Consider the following 20,888-nt stretch of genomic DNA (forward strand, 5'->3'; position numbering starts at 1 on the left):
TATTAATTATGCGTATAGTAATGCGCATTGTAAAGGATCTCTACTCAGAATAATTATTTGCAGATAAGTAACTCTCACCTTTCTAAAGCTCTAATACTTTAGCTAGAGTAGCTTAATTAAATTGAATTAAGCTTATCGATTTAATAAAACAATCACACTTGCCTGATACTATAATTTTATTATAAATATTTTACTGAACGTCATATTTTATGGATTTTATTATCATTTCAGCCGTTGCGATGGCAGCTGCGCTGTTAACCTTGTTCTCAGGCTTTGGCTTAGGGACTTTACTTATGCCGATTGTAGCGCTGTTCTTTCCTATTGAGATCGCCGTTACTATTACTGCTATTGTGCATTTTGCTAATAACGCTTTTAAGATATTTTTAGTGGGTAAAAATGCAGACTTATCGGTTATCTTAAGGTTTGGTATTACTGCCGTATTCTTCGCTTTATTGGGTGCGTTAGTGCTTACCAAATTGTCTGATACAAATAGCGTAGTGAATTATCAGCTTTTATCTTATGAGTTTAGTACTAGCATGATGAAGATGATTGTTGGTGGGCTTATTTTGTTGTTGGTTGTTGTCGAGCTTATGCCTTTTTTCAAATCTTTAGCCATCAACAAGAAGTATCTACCTTTTGGTGGTGCATTGAGCGGTTTTTTAGGTGGTTTTTCTGGTCATCAGGGTGCCTTTAGAAGTATGTTTTTGTTGAAAGCAGGTTTATCTAAAGAACAGTTTGTTGCTACAGGCGTTATTTTAGCTGTATTGGTTGATATCAATCGTTTAGCTATTTATGGCTGGCACTTTGGCTCAACAGAAAATGCAGTAAATTGGTGGTTAGTATTAAGCGCTTGTTTATCCGCTTTTCTTGGAGCTTATTTTGGGAAAAAGCTTTTAACGAAAGTAACTATCGAATTAGTACAGAAGTTTGTTTCGGTATTGCTGGTATTTATTGGTTTAGGCTTAATTACAGGAAGTATTTAGCCTTTGATCTAGTTTAATCACAGTAGCAACAATGTGTAGTGGTTGCTACTTGCTATAGGTTTTGAGCTTAAAGAGAGCTTTGTTCTATTATGTAGCCTTGGCTTTCTAGTAGAGTTAATAATCCATCTTTACCAAATAAATGCCCTGCTCCTACTAATACGAGTTCTTTATGTTTGTTGTTAAACATAGCTTCTATTTTAGGTACCCAACTCTTATTACGCGCTGAAAATAATGCATCGTAAGACTTTGCATCTGAATCTAAAGCGGCATTATTTATCAGACTTTCGAGGCGGGCTGAATCACCTTCTTGCCATGCCTCAAGGATAAATCCGAAAAATTCAGTAAAGCTAGAATTCAGTTCTAAGTTAGCCAAAATAAATTCATCTTCATAGCCTTCACCTAATTTACTCAGCATAGTGAACTGCATGTCTGCTGTTTCTAAATAGTCGATCGGCTTATTTTCTATTGTAGCTTGTGCTTCAAAAAAAGCATCTACGCCTTCACCTGATATTTCTGCTTTTTGTAATTCAATTAGTGCCATTATAGTGATAACAAAACCAGGCTTGAAAGAGTTAAATTGATTCACATCACTGCCTATTGTGGCAAAGTAGTTACCTAATAAAGTATAGGTTTTTGGTGTTAGTTTACTTTGGAGATTTTCACCCTTGGCGTAGCTCATTTGTGCGATCATAGCTTGCTGAGCAGCTACATCATTTGGATCGGGTAGTTGCGCTTCGAGTATTAACTTGTCTGTATCCTTGTAAGCATTCATAAACTCAACTGGCATCGGATATTCTTCAGGTAAAACATGAATAGTACCGCCGATATATACGTGGTCGTTATTTTTAGACACTTTCCATACTGAGCTTTTAGCCAAAGCCGTTGTAGGTAAACTACATAGAACAACTAAAGTAGCCAAAGTGACGAACTTGTTTGTTAAGTGTTTTGCTATATTTATCATCATATTATTTATTCTTATTAAGCATATCTCGTAAACTAGCTACGCCCATTTTTGCTGTAGCTTGTTTTTGTTCGTTACTTTTTTTAGTTTGAGTGAGTTCCCAACTTAAATCGTCTTGCGGTAATTCGTGGAGGAAACGGCTGGCTTCTGTGCGAGAAACTTCACCAAACTGCCTGCGCTCACGTGCATAGGTAAAAATAAGTTCTTTTTGTGCGCGTGTAATACCTACATAGGCAAGTCGTCTTTCTTCTTCAACGTTACCTTCGTCCATACTGGTTTGGTGAGGTAATAAACCTTCTTCCATACCAATAAGAAATACATATGGGAACTCTAGACCTTTTGATGCATGAAGCGTCATTAATTGCACTTGATCAGAGTCGTCTTCGTCTTCACTACGTTCCATCATGTCGCGCAATGTTAGGCGTGTAACAACTTGTGGCAAGGTCATTGGGTCTTCGTTTTCATCACCTTCAAGCATTTGAGTAACCCAACTAAATAACTGTGTTACGTTTTTCATCCGCATTTCAGCGGCTTTAGCACTTGGTGATGAGTCGTATAGCCAATCTTCGTAATTAATTTCACGTACAGCGGCTCTTAAAACTGCAGCAGTATCGCCACGTTCAGCATGATCGGATGTTTCTACTACCCAACGAGAAAAACGTTGTACGCTAGCTAACCCACGACCTGTAAGTGTTTGTTCTAAACCTAATTCAAAGCTGGCGGCGAACATACTTATTTGGCGCATATTGGCGTAACTACCTAGCTTTTCTAGGGTTGTTGGACCTATTTCTCTGCGAGGTACGTTTACAATACGCAAAAAGGCGTTATCGTCATCCGGATTCACCAATACACGTAAATAAGCCATCATGTCTTTGATTTCAGATCGTGAGAAGAACGACGTACCACCGCTTATTTTATAGGGAATACGGTTAGTCATTAAAGCTTTTTCAAGCAAACGCGATTGATGATTACCACGATATAAAATGGCGTAATGTTTGTATTTAGATTTATTTAAGAAACGATGACCGATCAGCTCTCCAACAATACGCTCTACTTCGTGTTCTTCATTTTTGGTTTGAACGACTCTTAGCTCAACACCATAGTTTAGTTCACTAAATAAGGCTTTGTCGTAAACATGAGGGTTGTTAGCAATCAGTATGTTGGCACATTTTAGAATACGCCCACTAGAACGGTAGTTTTGCTCTAATTTGATTAACTTGAGCTCAGGGAAGTCTTCGCCTAATAACACTAAATTTTGCGGTTTAGCGCCACGCCATGAGTATATTGATTGGTCGTCATCGCCAACTACGGTTAATAAACCTTTATCACCAGCAATTAGCTTAACTAATTCGTATTGGCTGGCGTTAGTGTCTTGGTATTCATCTACCAGCATGTATTGAATTTTTTTACGCCAGCGTTCGCGTACTTCAGGATAATTCTTTAATAAAAGGGTAGGAATTAAAATCAGATCATCAAAGTCTAATGCGTTGTAGGCTTTCATGTGTTTTTGATAAAGCGCATAAAATTCAGCGTACATCAGAGTATCAGCATCACCTGCATTTTTAATCGCAGCATCAGCTAGTTGTAATTCGTTTTTCCAATTTGAGATCATTGACTGTAACTTACTGAGTAAGTCTTTATCGCCATCAAATTCTTCTTTGGTAAGTTCTTTTAATAGCGCTAAGGTATCTTGATCATCAAATAATGTGAAACCAGGTTTATAACCTAAGGTTTTTATTTCTTTGCGAACAATATCTAAACCGAGAGAATGAAAGGTTGAAACGGTAAGTCCACGAATTAAGTCTTTACCTAATAGTTTAGCTACACGTTCTTTCATTTCTTTTGCAGCTTTATTAGTAAAGGTTACAGCCGCAATGTTACGTGCTTTATAACCACACTTTTCAATAAGGTAGGCTATTTTTTTACATATCACCCCAGTTTTACCGCTGCCAGCGCCTGCCAATACTAAGCAAGGTCCACTCACATATTTTACCGCTTCATTTTGTCCGGGGTTTAGTTTCATTATCTTTAACGATTTCTGGGGCTATTAAAAGAGGCACGATTTTATAACAATTTATCTAATTAAGCTGAATAATTTTAGTCTCAATCGTTAAAAATGTTTACAATGAGTTAATAAATTAGCTCAAGCTTCTTTTTTAAAGGGAAGAGTCGAGTCATTCAATAATTGAGAAGAGTTTAAAAATGATTAATGCTAAAAAAATTGAAGAGATTGCACAGCAAGTATCAGACGCTATTCCTGCAGGCTTAAAAAATGTAGCTAGCGATATTGAAGAGAAAACAAAAACAGTTTTACAACGTAAGTTGGCTGAACTTGATGTGGTTACTCGCGAAGAGTTTGACGTGCAAACTCAAGTGTTAATTAAAACGCGTGCTAAATTAACTGAGTTAGAAGCTAAGCTGGCAGAAATTGAAGCTAAATTAGCAGAATAGTTTAGCCATTAATTAGAAAGCTGAACGTATAAAAAAAGCTTATTTAAGTAAACCTTAAATAAGCTTTTTTAGTTTTGAACAAACAGTAAATAAAACTTACTGAGTAAACACTAACGAAAAAGTAACAGGTACAGAGTGATTAATACTCGGTAATATCGCTAATGTTTTAAGTTTTTCAACACCCGCTACTAATTTAAATGCTTTAGCTTGAATGATCACAGGCTTTAAGCTTGTTACTAATAACTCATTACCTGCTAACTTTGTTGCTTGTACACGCGTAGAGATAGCTTGTGTAATACCATGTAGATTGATTTCGCCGGTTAAATCAACTTGCGTTGTTTCACCCGCGCTTAGCTTCTCAATCGTTTGATGATCTATGCTTGTTGTAAACGTTGCTTGTGGAAACAAATCAGTTTCAAACAGAAACTTTTGCATACGTTCATTACGAATTGGAATGTTAGTTTCAACACTCGTTAAATCAATTTTTAGTTTTACTTCGCCTTTAGCTGAAATATCGCCTTTTAATTGAGTAAATTTATGAATTTCAGTTGCATCAGCTTTTTTTGTAGTAACAAAGTTAAACTGTGATTTCTCGTTTGAAAGTTGCCAATTAGCTAAACTCGGCAGGGTAAATAACAACCCCATTATTAGTGCAATAATACGCATTTTTATTCCTTGATTTTACTGGCGATTAAAAACAATTATATTCGATATCATAATTATTTAATCATGTATTTTTGGTGTTTTAGTACTGAATTTGATTAGTCAGAATCTAAAGTACCTGAATTCGGGATATACAATTATGCCTAACATTGTTATTTAATCGCTTCCCGTTGTTGTTTTTATTACTAATAGTCAGCTATTAGTACATAAAAACGCCTTGATATACGGACTAAATACAACATGAGGGAAGTAAAATCATTTCTATAAGTTAAATCCCATTAATTTAGGAGTAAGGTATTGTAAATCAATAACTTACAAAGCCTATTATCCCTGATCCAGGTTAAAGTGACTTATAATAACGCTGCAAAGGCATCGGTGTTATAATATTACTATAGACATAACATACGCTTAGTTAGCGAATAGCTCTATCAACATTTTGTAATTTGATATTACTAAGTGAGAAATGTGTTTACGATGCCTCAGTTAAAATTAGTTTATTTTTACCTTCACTTTTAGCTTTTATGATTGCGTCATTCGCTATTTTTAAAAACGCATCAATTGAGTTTTCGCCTTTCATTGTTGTTGCGCCAATACAGACTGAAAAGTTGGTTTGGTTACCGTTGTCTTTTATTTCAAGCTGGCTAATCGTTTGCTGCAATGTTTGTAATTGGGCTTTAGCCGCCTCAATATTTTCGGCTTTGATAAGTGCGGCAAATTGATTACCTCCTAAGCGCGCCAAAATTTGATCACTAAATTGTTTTTCAAGGTTTTGAGCTAAACTGATCAGCACCTTGTCACCCATGCTATTGCAATGAGTTTCGTTAATACTCTTAAAGTTGTCAATGTCGATTATGGCTAAAACACTGGTACTTGGATCATCTAACGACATTTCTTGAGCTTCTGTCACTGTTGTTATGAAATGACGGTAATTCAGTAAGTTGGTGAGGTAGTCATGGTTATCTGCTAAATGAATTTTTTCTAAATTATGGAATTTTTCAATATGCTGCATGATACGACAATAGAATTCTTCTGGGCAGAAAGGTTTTTTGAGGAAGTCATCGGCACCATTTTTAATAAACTTGGCTGAAGCTGTATCTTTACTTGAGCGTGACGTACCAATAACAATAAGCTCATTATTGGTGTGCTGTTTTCTTATTTTTTGTAATAGTTCTATACCTGTCATGCCTGGCATATTGTGAGCGGTGATCACTATTTTTATATCGGGATTATCTTCCAATACTTTTAAAGCTTTTGTGCCATCAGGTACGGCAAGGGTCGTAAAGTTTCTACGTTTTAATAATTCTACGGTTTCATTACAAGAAGTTAATGAGCTATCAACCACTAGAACGCTAATATCTTTATTGGTGAGTTGGTTGTTAAGCACACGCAAGAGGTAATGATATGCCTGTGCATTTTCTTTGGTGATGTAGTCAATTACAGGCAAGCTTAGGATTTTCTTACGTGTTAGTGCATCCATTCTCCCGGTCATCACAATGCTAGGGATGTTACTTTGTAATACGTAAGGAATAACCTCCCCATTCGGCGCGTCTGGTAAGTTAACATCAATGGTTGCAGCAAAAAAATTAGGATTGTGTGCAAGTATAGTTTTAACTTGTGCAAACGATTGAGCAATAGTGACTTGGAAACCTAATGAAGTCGCTATTTTTTCAATAACTTTACCAATGGATTGGTTATCTTCAACAACAAGTAATTTATGAACCACAATAATCCTTTTGATGGTGATTAACTTAAATCACACATAATAATAAGCTATATATTTAGAGATATATTTGAGTATAGCCAAGAATTTTAATGGAAGAGGATTTATTTTTTACAAACTGTAGGAATAAAAAAAGCAATTTAACATGAGCTAAATTGCTTTTTTTTGCGACTTTTTTAAAGGTTATTTGATCTTAAGGTTAAGAATAAATTACTTTAAAAATGTTTTGTACGCTTCGTTATCGGTTTCTTCTTGGCATTCATAACCAAGTGCTTCAATGTGTTCGAAAAACGCTTGTTGGTCGTCATCACTCACAGTAAAACCAGCGAGTACTTGCCCAAAAGCGGCACCATGGTTACGGTAATGGAATAAGGTTATATTCCAAAGTTCACCGAGTGTTTCTAAAAACTTATCTAAAGCGCCAGGATATTCAGGAAACTGAAATCTAAAAATACGTTCTTGTAATGGCGATACTGATTTTCCGCCAATCATATAACGCACATGTAATTTAGCTAATTCGTTTTCTGTAAGATCCGTTACTTTGTAACTTTGCTCTGTAAGCGTAGAAGCCAGCTGCTGACGTTCATTGTTTTCACCACTTAAGCGAAGTCCAACAAATACATTTGCGTGCTCTTTGTTCTTATCTGATGAAACGTATCGGTAGTTAAACTCAGTGATCACTCTGCCGCCAATAGCATGGCAAAAGTTTTTAAAACTACCTTTTTCTTCAGGAATTGAAACAGCAAAAACAGCTTCTTTTTGTTCGCCTAATTCACATCTTTCTGACACGTAACGTAAACTATGAAAGTTCATGTTTGCGCCAGATAAGATAGCAACTAAGGTTTCATTACCTTGGCTAGTTTTACAATACTTGGTTATACCGGCTAGTGATAATGCACCTGCAGGTTCAGCAATAACACGAGTTTGCTCAAAAATATCTTTGATTGATGCGCATATTTCGTCTGTAGTCACCGTGATAACTTCATCACAATACTGTTTAATCAACTTAAAGGTATTTTCACCAATACGTTTAACAGCAACACCATCAGCAAATAAACCCACTTGATCTAAATCCGTTGGCTCACCCGCTTCCATTGCAGCTTTTAAACAGGCTGAATCTTCAGCTTCAACGCCAATAACTTTAATGTTAGGTTTTAATTGTTTTAAATAAACAGCCATACCCGCTAATAATCCGCCGCCGCCAACAGGAACAAAAATCACATCGATGTGTGAAAGCTGCTGCAAAATTTCTTTAGCAACGGTGCCTTGTCCTGCAATAACGTCAACATCGTCAAACGGATGAATTATGGTTTTGTTTTCTTCTATAGCATATTGCTGTGACGCAGTTTGTGCTTCGTTAAAGCTTTTACCCACTAAGCGCACATCAGCACCAAAGCGACGTACATTGTCGACTTTAATGTCTGGTGTTGTAATCGGCATAACAATAGTAGCTTTAATACCAAGCTTTTGTGCCGCTAAGGCTAAACCTTGTGCATGATTACCAGCAGATGCCGCAACCACGCCATGAATACTTTCTTCTTCAGTTAATTGAGACAGCTTGTTGTAAGCTCCTCGTAACTTAAACGAATGTACTGGTTGTTGATCTTCACGCTTTAAATAAATAGTGTTATTTAAACGTGCAGATAACTTAGTAAAAGGTGTTAATTCAGTTTCTACAGCAACATCATATACAGGCGCGAGCAAGATGCGGCGAAGGTAGTCTAACGCTTCGCCTTGATTTAGCAGCTGAGTTTCAGCTTCTGTCATTATTCCTCTCCGTCAAGAAGTGCTCTGTTTCTTACAGCACCCTTGTCAGCACTTGTTGCTAACATTGCGTAGTTTTTAAGTGCATAGCTGATAGGACGAACGCGATTTTCTGGTTTCCAAGCGCCTTTGCCTTTCGCTTCCATTGCTGCACGACGAGCGGCAAGCACTTCGTCAGATACTTGTAATGTGATTTCACGCGTAGGAATATCAATGTGAATGATATCGCCTTGTTCAACTAATGCGATAGTACCGCCATCAGCAGCTTCAGGTGATACATGACCGATAGATAATCCTGAAGTACCACCAGAGAAACGACCATCAGTTAACAATGCACAGGCTTTACCTAATCCCATAGATTTTAAGTAAGTGGTTGGGTATAGCATTTCTTGCATACCTGGACCGCCTTTAGGACCTTCATAACGAATTACTACAACTTCACCCGCAACTACTTTCTTATCAAGAATTGCAGCTACTGCAGCATCTTGGCTTTCAAAAATATGTGCTGGACCTGTGAATACTAGGTTGTCGTCACTTACGCCTGCTGTTTTAACTACACAACCGTCTACAGCAATGTTTCCTGAAAGAACAGCTAAGCCGCCTTCTAAAGAAAATGCGTTTTCAATACTGCGAATACAGCCATTTTCTCTGTCGTCGTCTAATGTATCCCAACGACAATCTTGGCTAAACGCTTTAGTCGTACGAATACCTGCAGGGCCTGCACGGTAGAATTTTTTAACGTCTTCGTCGTCTGTCACTTTAATGTCGTATTTAGCAATAACATCAGCAAGTGTTGTACCGAAAATATTTGGTACATCAGTATTTAATAAACCAGCACGAGCCAACTCACCTAAAATACCAATTACACCACCAGCGCGATGCACATCTTCCATATGATATTCAGGCGTTGAAGGTGCTACTTTACATAACTGAGGTACAATGCGAGATAGTTTATCCATGTCTTCCATGGTGTAATCTATTTCAGCTTCTTGCGCAGTAGCAAGTAAATGTAAGATAGTGTTAGTTGAACCACCCATAGCAATATCTAAACACATAGCATTGTGTAAAGCTTCTTTGCTTGCAATATTACGAGGAAGTGCAGATTCATCATTATCTTGATAATAACGTTTAGTTAACTCAACAATTTGTTTACCCGCTTTTAAGAATAATTGTTCGCGGTCAGCATGAGTTGCCAACATTGAGCCGTTACCTGGTAAAGCTAAACCTAGTGCTTCTGCTAAACAGTTCATTGAATTAGCTGTAAACATACCAGAACATGAACCACATGTAGGACAAGCAGAGCGTTCAACTTTATCAGAATCTTCATCAGATACTGTTGGATCAGCGCCTTTTATCATCGCATCAACTAAATCTAGCTTGATAATTTGGTCAGAAAGCTTAGTTTTTCCAGCTTCCATCGGACCACCTGAAACAAAAATTACAGGGATATTTATGCGCATTGCAGCCATTAACATACCAGGAGTAATTTTGTCACAGTTTGAAATACATACCATAGCATCAGCACAATGTGCATTAACCATGTATTCAACTGAGTCAGCAATTAAGTCGCGAGAAGGTAAGCTGTAAAGCATACCGCTATGACCCATAGCAATACCATCATCAACCGCGATAGTGTTAAATTCTTTAGCAACACCACCTGCTTCTTCAATGGCGCCAGCAACTAGCTGTCCCATATCTTTTAAATGAACATGACCCGGTACAAATTGCGTAAATGAGTTAACAACAGCAATAATCGGCTTCCCGAAATCACCATCAGTCATTCCAGTTGCACGCCAAAGCGCACGAGCACCAGCCATATTACGGCCTTGAGTTGAAGTTGCAGATCTTAATTTAGGCATAATTTTGTATCCAGTTGAATCTTCATAAAGTGGTATATAATGCTTATTCTCGTTAAAAAATAAGCATTAAAAATTTAATGTTTTAGCGTGTTAACGAGTAAGTAAATACTTAAGCGTTTGGTATATATGGAACGTTTTTAGTTACGTATACTTCTTTGATATCAATCAGTTTATTAATTTGATCAACAAGTAATTCAATAGGACGATCGCTGTATACCATTAATTCGATAGTACCTATGTTAGTGCCTGTATTTACTACCGCATTAATACCGTTAATTAAAAATCCACGGTAGCGAGTTACTTGTAAAATACGTTCTAAAACAACTTGTTTGTCATCAACGGTGATGGTTAATTGGTAATTATTCATTTATATACTCTCCATCATTTTATCGTTGGCAGTATTTGGCGGAACAAGTGGCCAAACATTGTCTTCTGCATCAATCTTAATTTTTAATAAGTAAGCACCATCGTGATTTAGCATTTCTGCTACCGCAGCACTTACTTCACTTTTCTTAGTGATTTCTTTGGCTTTAATATCAAAAGCGTTAGCTAACATAATGAAATCAGGGTTATCTGATAAATCAGTTTCACTTAGGCGACCGTTAAAGAATAGGTCTTGCCATTGTCTTACCATGCCTAGCTTAGCGTTATCGATAAGTAATATTTTTACAGGTAATTGGAAACGTTTAATCGTTGCAAGCTCTTGCACGTTCATCATAAATGAACCGTCACCAGATACTGCGATAACACAATCGTTAGGACGACTAACTTGTGCACCAATCGCTGCAGGAAGACCAAAGCCCATTGTGCCCATGCCGCCACTGGTTAAAAAGTCGCTTGGGTCGTTAAATAACATGTGCTGTGCAGCCCACATTTGATGTTGACCAACATCAGTAGTAACACAGGTGTTTTTAGGCATAGTGTCGCTAATTTCTTTTAATACCGCCGGCGCATAAATGTTCTCACCTGGGTGATCGTATCTCCAACCTGAATCAGCTTTAATTTTCAGACATTGCTTTTTCCAATCATCAATTGATAATGGGATCGCTAATGCTGGTAAGTTAATTTTCAAATCACCTAAGATGGCTGAATCAGCTTTACGACGTTTGTTAATTTCAGCAGTATCAATATCAAAGTGGATAACTTTTGCGTTAGGCGCAAATTCATCAAGCTTACCTGTTACACGGTCATCAAAACGAGCACCGACAACAACCAGTAAATCTGATTTTTGTACCGCAAGGTTTGAAGCTTTAGTTCCGTGCATACCTAGCATGCCTAAGTAGTTTTCGTTTTCAGGGTCAATAGCACCTAAACCTTTAAGGGTTGATACACACGGCATACCTGTTTTATCACAAAATTCACGTAACTCATCAATGGCATTTGCCATTCCAACACCGCCACCAACATATAAAATAGGCTGTTTAGCTTGGCTTAATAAAGTAATGGCTTGTGTAACATCTACTGGAGGTAGCTTTACTTTATTAGGTAGTTGAGATAAATCATCTAGGCTACAGTTAATTTCAGCCATTTGAATATCTTTAGGAATATCGACTAAAACAGGACCTTGACGACCTTCAAGTGCGATAGCAAATGCTTGATGAAGTACACCTGCTAAATCATTAATATCAGTAACTTGGAAAGAATGTTTAGTACAAGCAAGTGACAAACCAAAAACATCAATTTCTTGGAAAGCATCAGAACCCATGGCAGAAGTGGGTACTTGACCTGTTATAGCAACAATTGGAATTGAATCAGCTAACGCATCGGCAAGACCCGTAATTAGGTTAGTAGCACCTGGACCTGAAGTAGCCATACAAACGCCTACTTTGTCTGATGCGCGTGCATAACCTACAGCGGCAAATGCAGCACCTTGTTCATGCCTACATAAATAATGCTCAACTTCGCTATCATACAAAGCATCGTAAATCGGCATAATGGCACCACCAGGGTAACCAAATACGTGTTTTACACCGTGTTCTTGTAAAACGGCAAATAATAATGAACCACCTGTGTGCTTTTGATCGCTAGCCATGTTTTTTTTAAAGCTATGCAAAAATTATTCACTTATGAAGTTAAGTAAAAAATCTTTAAATAGCATTCTCCAGAGTTAGTTTTAGTGAATAATAATGTTTGTTTTTTACGTTTAATAAGCGTTTTAAATGACAACTCTTAAACGATAAAGACCCCCGGTTCTTTCGAAGCGAGGGTCTGTGTATTTGTTTGTTGCTTTATTCTAGCTCAACGAAAACCCCTGCGACGATTTAATAATCACCACGACGAGAAGGTTTATAATCACTGAGTTAATTTTTTGCATGTTTATTTAAATTTCTTTAATAATAATTAATGCGCTTATTTTTCTCTGAAAAAGGAGAGATAAAGCAAAACAGGACTAATTTGTAACATATATAGACCGCTGGGAGCAACCTTTTAATCAAAGCATTTTGAACTAGCTTAAGTTGATTAGTTATAAAGTGGTTGAACAGTGAATAACTAGTTTTACTAATAAGTTTTGAATTTCAGATAATAAGCCCCTTTAATATTGAATTAAAATTAAGGCTATTATTTGAAATAGCAATTATCTGAGTGACGTTATTTTATTTGCTAGAAATGCTTCAGTAACTTCACCTTTCACAATAAAGTCTGCTACAAAATCAAATTTTGCTGCTTTTTCTTTATCTTCTAATCTTTCTGATGATGAGTACATGCAGACGACTATGGATGCTAATTCATTTCGTGTTCTCATTGTTGAAAACTCTTTTAGAAAGTCAAAGCCATTTACTTTAGGCATATTAATATCTAAAAATATAACAACAGGCGGAAACTCATCAGGATATAACATAGCATTTTTATCATAGTCATTTAGAAACTCTAATGCCGTTGAACCATCATCTTTTTCAATTATGCTTTCAACGCCAATTTTAGTTAATTGCCGTCTTAAAATATATCTATCTAATTCGTTATCATCAACGATGAGTACGTTAACTCTTTTCATTAAACTATTACCTTTGGAATATTAATTGAGAACTTTGTGCCTTGATCTGAAGTTTCCATATTTATGGTTCCTTTTAAATAGTCTATATGTTTTTTCACAATAGCCAAACCAAGACCTGAGCCAAAGCTGACTTTAGGATGAAAGCGTTTAAACATTCCAAATACTTCATCATGTCGGTCGGTTGGTATGCCTATTCCGTTATCTTCAATCATTAATTGATGGCTTTCGTCTAATTCTGACACGGTAATCTTAACAAAAGGTAATGCTGACTTTTTAGTGTCTCTGTACTTCAATGCGTTTGAAACGAGATTTTCTAATATTTGCGTGATCCGTGTTTGATTATTGACTAGGACATGATCCAAATTTATATACCTTTCCATAGTATAATCAGATAAATTCGTTATACCGGATAAACGTTGCTGAATATCGTCAAGTATCATATTCAAGTCGAGTGCTGAGTTCTTATTCTCGGTTGAGTCAGCCTCGGTTAGCGACAAAATGCCAACGACTAATTCTTCAAGTTTTTCCATCTGATCATGAACATGTTGAGTATCTTGTACTGCATTCTCAAGTTGACCCGCATTTATATCTTCAATAATAAAACGAGTCAAAATCTTAGTGGCAGATAAAGGCGCTTTTAGATCATGAGATGTACGATAAGCAAATTGAGATAATTCTTGATTCGCTCGAGTCAGACTTTCCGTTCGCTGTTCAACTAAGGTTTCTAGTTTCTTATTTACTTCTGCCATGAGCATTTCACTGGTAATACGTTTTTGTGCTGCTTGCAGTAATACTTTTAATTCACCTGAAAGGTTCTGACCAATGTCGTCAGATAAACTTATTTTTTTCTTTTTATGATTGAGTAACTTAATCGCATGGCGAATTGAACGGGTAATGGTATTAGACATGAAGCTGATAAAAAGAATGTTAAACAATGAAATAACTACAACCAGCGGGATCATAACTTTCATAATAAAAGCTAATGTTTTGGAAACAGGTTCTTCAAACAGTATTGATGTTTGATTAAAAGTAGCCGCTAGTGTTTTTAGCTTTGATAGAAAAACGTCTTTATCGATTGTTTCATTTTCAAATTTATTTATAAGAGATAAGGCGTGATCGGCGTCTTTAATGTCTTGCACACAAAGTGCAATCGCATTGTCTGTGCCGATAAATTCCATGATGAACTTATTGACGACATTTATCGTATCTAAACAATCTATAGGCTGCTGGCGAATGTTTAACACGACAGCTCTTAGCTCGCTTATTTCTATGTTGTGGTCAGCACTTAATGCTGAAACTTGATGAGTAAGTTGTGAGCTATATTTGAAGTGGTTCAAATTAAGTTCATGAAACTTAACGCCATTAGATATTTCAAATACCGACCAGAGAGTTAAGCTGATTTCAAATATGGTTAAAATAACGATCAGCATTAATTTGCTGGATATTTTCATAAAGTAGTTATCTAAGATCTAATATTATAAGTAAATATAGTCTATTTATTGTGAATCGTTTAGCTCTTTCAATTAAAGCTGTGTTTTTAAAACAATAAACTCAGTAAAGCGAGATTATCACAAGAATAAAGTTAAGTTTACAGAATACTAGTCTTATAACTTTGAAATCAATAGTTTATAGGAGATTTTAAAGCTGTTTTTTATAATCAGATTATACTTTCATCTAAGGCTTACCTTTTGAATATACAAACTAAAACGACTACGTGTACGAATAACAAACAATTGTTGTTGGTTTTTTGCTAAGTAGGTACACTGGTTGTATAAAAAACAACCCAAAAGGATTTGATATGTCGCTTGCTTGTGTTTATAGCCGTGCTCGTTTTGGGCTTGAATCGCCGTTAGTTACAGTTGAAGTGCACCTTGCCAACGGTTTGCCCGCTTTTAATATTGTTGGTTTGCCAGAAACATCAGTTCGAGAATCTAAAGACCGAGTGCGTAGTGCCATTATTAATTGTGGTTACGAATTTCCTGCCAAAAGAATTACCATAAATTTGGCCCCCGCAGATTTACCCAAAGAAGGCGGACGCTTCGATTTACCTATCGCGATCGGCATTCTTGCGGCTTCAGAACAATTACCAGCAGTAGACTTATCTCATTATGAATTTGCTGGTGAGCTGTCTTTATCGGGAGAATTACGCTCTATTGTTGGTGAAATACCTATGGCAATGGCAAGTAGTGAAAGTAAGCGAACGTTAGTCATTCCTAAAGAAAATGCAGAACAAGCAAGCTGGGTTAAGCAAGCCAAAATTCATGGTATAGAACACCTTACGCAACTTTATCCACACTTTGCTCGCCAATCGACTTTACCTTTTGTAGAAGAAAAAATGTTAACTGAAATAGACATAAGTACTTCTACACTCGATATGTCTGATGTGGTTGGTCAGCCTTTAGCTAAAAGGGCGTTAGAGATAGCCGCATGTGGCGCGCATAATTTACTTTTTGTAGGTCCACCAGGAACTGGGAAAACAATGTTAGCGAGCCGACTGCCAGGTATTTTACCGCCAATGACAGAGCAAGAGGCGTTAGAAGCCGCTTCAATCCAGTCTATTTGTCATCAAAATATTGACGATACTTCTTGGTTAAAACGACCTTTTCGTTCACCTCACCATACGGCTTCATCGGCAGCTTTAGTGGGCGGTGGTAGCCAACCTCAACCAGGAGAAATATCATTAGCTCATAACGGCGTTTTATTTCTTGATGAGCTGCCTGAATTTGATAGAAAAGTTTTAGATGTCCTTAGAGAGCCTATGGAGTCTGGCGAAGTATGTATTTCTCGCGCATTACAAAAGTTAACCTTTCCAGCTAAGTTTCAATTAATTGCTGCGATGAATCCTAGCCCTACAGGGTTTTATAACGATAACCGAAGTACACCTGAACAAGTATTACGTTATTTGAATCGTTTATCGGGACCTTTTTTAGATCGTATTGATATTCAAATAGAGGTTGCTCGGTTGCCTAGAGGTATGTGGTCTCAAAATGATCAAAAAGGTGAGTCGAGTGAAGTTATTCGCGAGCGAGTTGCACGGTGTCGAGCTATACAAATAGCACGTCAAGGCATTGCTAACGCACACTTAGGCAGTGCCGAGGTTCGTCAATACTGCAAATTAAGTACTGAGGACAATGAATTTTTAGAATTAGCCGTTGAGAAACTAGGGTTATCTACCAGAGCGCATCATAAAATATTAAAAATTGCGCGAACCTTAGCTGATATGGAAGGCTTGGCAGATATTAACTATACCAATATCACTGAGGCACTTTCATATCGAGCTATGGACAGAATACTCAAACACCTAACGCAGCAAGTGAGTTGATAGAAGGTGTGTTAAATCCCATGGCTTTACTCACTGGTTTGATTTATTATAGTAAGGCATCTAAAAAAGCCTTTACTAAAGGTTGTTGTTTATTTTGGTTTAAACAACAAATCCCCAGTGAGAAAGGTTCAATTTCACCTGCGTTAGGTAAGTACTGAACTCTGTCTTTTACAGGACTATTTTCTACCACTACTTGCGGAACAATACCGACGCCACAACCTAATGCCACCATGCTAACTAATGCTTCGTGACCTGAGACTGTCGCGTAAATATTAGGTTTTCCTTGTTGTTTCTTGCGATACCAATATTCAAAACGTTTTCGAGCAGGACCATGCTCAGCCAGAATAATTGGGATGCTTGACCAAGACAAAACACTCTCTTGCAGCAATTGTTGTACTTTGCAGATCATATTAGGCGCGATAATAGATAGCGGAATTTGTGCAACATGTTCGAAATGAAAAATACGTGCTAAATTTTCAGGCTGTGCAGCAATGGCAATATCAACTGATTGGCGCTCTAGTTGTTCAAAAGCATCAGAAGCATCACCTGTGGTTAGCATGATCTCTACTAAGGGGTTTTGTTTACGAAATTTATCAAGCAATGGCGGAAGGTGACTATAAGCAGCCGTTACAGAACAATAAATATGTAGCTTACCTTTTAATTCTGTTTGTTTTTCTTCTAATGAAAACTTTAATAATTGCCATTGTTCAAGTTGTTGCATGGCATAAGTTTGAAACTTCTGCCCTGCATCCGTTAGCACCACTTTACGATTGTCGCGGTGTAATAATTCGGATCCTAAACTATCTTCCATACGCTGAATCGTACGGCTTAATGTTGAAGGACTTACATGATAAGCCTTTGCGGTTTTACCAAAATGTAAGCTGTTGCTTAAGTGCTGAAACATTTCTAATGATTTTAAATCCACGGGCTTTCCTATCAAATAGTTTTTTTAACTGGCGTATTTAGCTAAAAATTATCAGTGTTGCGTTTATTGCAACGCAGTGGTGCGAATATATCATTTTAAGCAATGAGAGTCTTGCGCTATGATGATTAACGTAACAAGTAAGCAGATTAAAACCTTACTTAAACTTATTTTCATTGAGTGACACTTATTACGAAACAAAGTCTCACTTAATTATTAATTACATTCGACACTGACATAACAAGTGTTCGATTATCGGAGATTAAAATGGCTAACTATTTCAATACATTAAGCTTACGTGAAAAATTAGAACAACTAGGTCAATGTCGTTTCATGAATCGCGAAGAATTCGTAGACGGTTGTAACTTTCTTAAAGGTTGGAACATTGTAATTGTTGGTTGTGGTGCTCAAGGTTTAAACCAAGGTTTAAACATGCGCGATTCTGGTTTAAACATCTCTTATGCTTTACGTGAAGCGGCAATTAGCGAGAAACGTCAATCATGGCAGTGGGCTTCAGAAAACGGATTTACTGTTGGTACATACGACGAGTTAATTCCTACTGCTGATTTAGTATTAAACCTTACTCCTGATAAGCAACATACTTCAGCTGTTTCAGCTGTTATGCCTCTTATGAAAGAAGGTTCTTCTTTAGCTTATTCTCATGGTTTTAATATCGTTGAAGAAGGCATGCAAATTCGTAAAGACATCACTGTTGTGATGGTTGCTCCAAAGTGTCCTGGTACTGAAGTACGTGAAGAATACAAACGTGGTTTTGGTGTTCCAACACTTATCGCTGTTCACCCTGAGAATGATCCTCAAGGTAACGGTTGGGCAATCGCTAAAGCATACGCTTCAGCAACGGGTGGCGATCGCGCTGGTGTTTTACAGTCATCTTTCATCGCTGAAGTTAAGTCTGACCTTATGGGTGAGCAAACTATTCTTTGTGGTATGTTACAAACTGCAGCTATCTTAGGTCATAAGCAATTATTGGCTCAAGGTGTAGATGCAGGTTACGCACGTAAATTATTACAATACGGTATTGAAGGCGTTACTGAAGGCTTAAAATACGGCGGCATCACTAACATGATGGACCGTTTATCAAACCCAGCTAAAATTAAAGCGTTTGATATGTCTTTAGAATTAAAAGAAATTTTACGTCCTTTATTCCAAAAGCATATGGATGACATCATCGAAGGTCGTTTCTCTGCTGGTATGATGGCTGATTGGGCAAATGATGACGCTAACCTATTAAAATGGCGTGAAGAAACTGCTGAAACTTCTTTCGAGAAAGCTCCAGTATGTGACACTGAAATCTCTGAGCAAGAGTACTACGATAAAGGTATATTCTTAGTTGCTATGGTTAAAGCAGGTGTTGAACTAGCATTTGACGCTATGGTTGATTCAGGCATCATCAATGCTTCTGCATACTACGAGTCATTACATGAAACTCCGTTAATCGCGAACACGATTGCACGTAACATGTTATACGAAATGAACGTTGTTATTTCTGATACTGCAGAATACGGTAACTACTTATTCTCACACGCTGCTGTTCCTTTATTAGAAGAATACGCAAGTAAATTAACATTAGAAGAATTAGGTGAAGGCTTAAAGAGCACATCTAACGGTGTTGATAACAAGCGTTTAATTGAAGTTAACGAAGCAATTCGCAGCCATGGCGTAGAGTCTATTGGTAAAGAATTACGTGGCTACATGACAGACATGAAGCAAATCGTTGAAGGTTAATTAACCCTTAACAATTTGTTATAAGCGGTATGTGGTTAAGCCACTGCCGCTTTTTTTATTACTGTAAATAATGCCAATTTAAATAACCTGAGATGGGCTTAATATATTCTTCTCTAACAGCTACTTTTACTTGCTTCATCGTTAAATTTACTTGCAATAGGCTAGCTATTGACGCGAAATTTGCCTCGAAGAAAGAAAAACTATCAAGCTAGAGTATAATTTAAATTTATTAGTAATAATTTCAATGAATTAAAAACATCTTAAACCGAGTTCATGTTAAATAATAAATTAATCAACTTGGTATAAGTCCAGCTCGAACAAATCTGAGTAATTTTGATGACCGAATCTGTTGATTTAATGCAAGCCATTATGTTGATCGTAATAGGCTTTCTTGCAGGCGGTATTAATACTTTTGCTGGTGGTGGTTCAAACTTATCTTTACCTGCATTGATGTTAGTTGGCTTGCCTGCCGATGTAGCAAACGCGACCAACCGTGTAGCTATATTTATGCAGTCGGTTACGGCAACACATGGTTATTATAAGCATGACAAGTTAGACAAAGCGTCGATTAAGAATATTGTGGTACCTATTTTATTAGGTGGCTTAATTGGTTCTGTAGTTGCTTCTTACTTAGATGTTGAGATTTTAAAGCCAGTGCTATTGGCAACCATGGTAGCTGTTTCGTTATGGGTTGTTTTTAAAAGCGATGTGAATAATGTAGGCGATGAAATTGTTAATTGCTCAAACAGTAAATTAGGTTTTGTAACGACCTTTATTGCTGGTTTTTACGGTGGCTTTGTTCAAGCAGGTGTTGGGTTTTTATTAATTGCCGTATTTGTTGGTGTTTTAAAATATGATTTATTAAAAGCTAACGCTTTAAAAATTGTAGCCGCATTACTATTTACTTCAGTATCGTTAGTGGTATTTATATATAGAGATCAAGTCGCATGGATGGCAGGTATATATTTAGGGATAGGAAGCATTTTAGGGGCAATTGTTTCAGTAAAATTGTCTATTGATATAAAGCCTAGAACATTAAAAGTTTTGGTGCTAATTATGACGGTAGTCGCTAGCGTTGCCGCATTATTGTTTTAGTAAAATCGGTTGTTTACGATTAAAATAACCATGATATATTTAAATTAAAAGGTGAACAAAATGAGCGAATTTAACAACGTAACTATTACTCGTGAAGCTAATGTATATTTCGACGGTGCTGTTACATCACGTAAAGTAACATTTGCTGACGGTAGCTTTAAAACTTTAGGTATTATGTCACCTGGCGAATACACTTTTGGTACTGCTGAAAAAGAGCTAATGGAAATTACAGCGGGTGATTTAGATATATTATTACCTGGTGAAACTGAGTGGCAAACGATTAAAGGCGGTGAGTCTTTTTATGTTCCTGCTAATGCTTCTTTTGATGTTAAAGCTAAAACGTTAATTGATTACTGCTGTACATATATTGCTGAATAATACAGTCTGTTCAAATCATTGATTAGACTATT

At 36.9% G+C, this 20,888-nt stretch carries 17 protein-coding genes; 6 read left to right on the plus strand and 11 right to left on the minus strand.

Annotated elements, in window-relative coordinates; genetic code table 11:
• Nucleotides 1–209: 209 nt before the first annotated feature.
• A complete protein-coding gene (locus tag ACPUVN_RS16980; protein WP_426369503.1) occupies nucleotides 210–983 on the plus strand; it encodes a sulfite exporter TauE/SafE family protein in 774 nt (257 codons plus the stop codon).
• A 67-nt stretch (nucleotides 984–1,050) separates the two neighbouring features.
• Here the strand turns inward: ACPUVN_RS16980 and ACPUVN_RS16985 are convergent, their stop codons facing one another.
• Both ACPUVN_RS16985 and rep read right to left on the minus strand, forming a co-directional pair.
• Nucleotides 1,051–1,947: a TraB/GumN family protein gene (locus tag ACPUVN_RS16985; RefSeq protein ID WP_426369504.1), complete on the minus strand. Its 897-nt coding sequence runs from the start codon at nucleotides 1,945–1,947 to the stop codon at nucleotides 1,051–1,053.
• A gap of 1 nt (nucleotide 1,948) precedes the next feature.
• Nucleotides 1,949–3,967, minus strand: a complete 2,019-nt coding sequence (gene rep, locus ACPUVN_RS16990; RefSeq protein ID WP_426369505.1) for a DNA helicase Rep — start codon at nucleotides 3,965–3,967, stop codon at nucleotides 1,949–1,951.
• Between the two features lie 179 nt (nucleotides 3,968–4,146).
• On the opposite strand from rep, the gene ubiK reads away from it, so the two are divergent.
• Complete coding sequence (ubiK, locus tag ACPUVN_RS16995; protein WP_426359124.1) at nucleotides 4,147–4,395, plus strand: ubiquinone biosynthesis accessory factor UbiK; 249 nt, start codon at nucleotides 4,147–4,149, stop codon at nucleotides 4,393–4,395.
• Nucleotides 4,396–4,491: 96 nt separating this feature from the next.
• On the opposite strand, the gene ACPUVN_RS17000 is transcribed toward ubiK, so the two are convergent.
• The 8 genes from ACPUVN_RS17000 to ACPUVN_RS17035 form a co-directional block, all read right to left on the minus strand.
• Nucleotides 4,492–5,061 carry a YceI family protein gene (locus tag ACPUVN_RS17000; protein ID WP_426359123.1) on the minus strand — a complete coding sequence of 190 codons (570 nt, stop codon included), beginning with the start codon at nucleotides 5,059–5,061 and terminating at the stop codon, nucleotides 4,492–4,494.
• Between the two features lie 466 nt (nucleotides 5,062–5,527).
• Nucleotides 5,528–6,781, minus strand: a complete 1,254-nt coding sequence (locus tag ACPUVN_RS17005) for a GGDEF domain-containing response regulator (RefSeq protein ID WP_426359122.1) — start codon at nucleotides 6,779–6,781, stop codon at nucleotides 5,528–5,530.
• A 207-nt stretch (nucleotides 6,782–6,988) separates the two neighbouring features.
• A complete protein-coding gene (ilvA, locus tag ACPUVN_RS17010; RefSeq protein ID WP_426359121.1) occupies nucleotides 6,989–8,545 on the minus strand; it encodes a threonine ammonia-lyase, biosynthetic in 1,557 nt (518 codons plus the stop codon).
• Nucleotides 8,545–10,401: a dihydroxy-acid dehydratase gene (ilvD, locus tag ACPUVN_RS17015; RefSeq protein WP_426359120.1), complete on the minus strand. Its 1,857-nt coding sequence runs from the start codon at nucleotides 10,399–10,401 to the stop codon at nucleotides 8,545–8,547. The genes ilvA and ilvD overlap by 1 nt, the downstream gene beginning before the upstream one ends.
• 109 nt (nucleotides 10,402–10,510) lie before the next feature.
• Nucleotides 10,511–10,768 (minus strand): acetolactate synthase 2 small subunit, encoded by a 258-nt coding sequence (ilvM, locus tag ACPUVN_RS17020; protein ID WP_426359119.1) that lies wholly within the window; start codon nucleotides 10,766–10,768, stop codon nucleotides 10,511–10,513.
• A complete protein-coding gene (gene ilvG, locus ACPUVN_RS17025) occupies nucleotides 10,769–12,433 on the minus strand; it encodes an acetolactate synthase 2 catalytic subunit (RefSeq protein WP_426359118.1) in 1,665 nt (554 codons plus the stop codon).
• Between the two features lie 543 nt (nucleotides 12,434–12,976).
• Entirely contained in the window at nucleotides 12,977–13,393 is a 417-nt protein-coding gene (locus ACPUVN_RS17030) for a response regulator (protein ID WP_426359117.1), read from the minus strand.
• On the minus strand, nucleotides 13,393–14,844 hold the full coding sequence (locus tag ACPUVN_RS17035; RefSeq protein ID WP_426369506.1) for a sensor histidine kinase: 1,452 nt from the start codon (nucleotides 14,842–14,844) through the stop codon (nucleotides 13,393–13,395). Before ACPUVN_RS17035 ends, ACPUVN_RS17030 begins: the two co-directional genes overlap by 1 nt.
• Before the next feature lie 347 nt (nucleotides 14,845–15,191).
• On the opposite strand from ACPUVN_RS17035, the gene ACPUVN_RS17040 reads away from it, so the two are divergent.
• Nucleotides 15,192–16,715, plus strand: coding sequence for a YifB family Mg chelatase-like AAA ATPase (locus ACPUVN_RS17040; protein ID WP_426359115.1), 1,524 nt, complete (start codon nucleotides 15,192–15,194; stop codon nucleotides 16,713–16,715).
• Nucleotides 16,716–16,761: 46 nt separating this feature from the next.
• Here the strand turns inward: ACPUVN_RS17040 and ilvY are convergent, their stop codons facing one another.
• The gene (ilvY, locus tag ACPUVN_RS17045; protein WP_426359114.1) at nucleotides 16,762–17,640 is read right to left on the minus strand and encodes an HTH-type transcriptional activator IlvY; all 879 of its coding nucleotides are present in this window, start codon (nucleotides 17,638–17,640) and stop codon (nucleotides 16,762–16,764) included.
• A 264-nt stretch (nucleotides 17,641–17,904) separates the two neighbouring features.
• On the opposite strand from ilvY, the gene ilvC reads away from it, so the two are divergent.
• The 3 genes from ilvC (at nucleotide 17,905) to ACPUVN_RS17060 (ending at nucleotide 20,856) form a co-directional block, all read left to right on the plus strand.
• Complete coding sequence (gene ilvC, locus ACPUVN_RS17050) at nucleotides 17,905–19,383, plus strand: ketol-acid reductoisomerase (RefSeq protein ID WP_426359113.1); 1,479 nt, start codon at nucleotides 17,905–17,907, stop codon at nucleotides 19,381–19,383.
• Between the two features lie 336 nt (nucleotides 19,384–19,719).
• Entirely contained in the window at nucleotides 19,720–20,478 is a 759-nt protein-coding gene (locus ACPUVN_RS17055; protein WP_426369507.1) for a sulfite exporter TauE/SafE family protein, read from the plus strand.
• A gap of 60 nt (nucleotides 20,479–20,538) precedes the next feature.
• Entirely contained in the window at nucleotides 20,539–20,856 is a 318-nt protein-coding gene (locus ACPUVN_RS17060; protein WP_426359111.1) for a pyrimidine/purine nucleoside phosphorylase, read from the plus strand.
• Nucleotides 20,857–20,888: the final 32 nt, after the last annotated feature.

The organism is Pseudocolwellia antarctica (assembly GCF_049933045.1).
In the GTDB taxonomy this organism is placed as follows: domain Bacteria; phylum Pseudomonadota; class Gammaproteobacteria; order Enterobacterales; family Alteromonadaceae; genus Pseudocolwellia.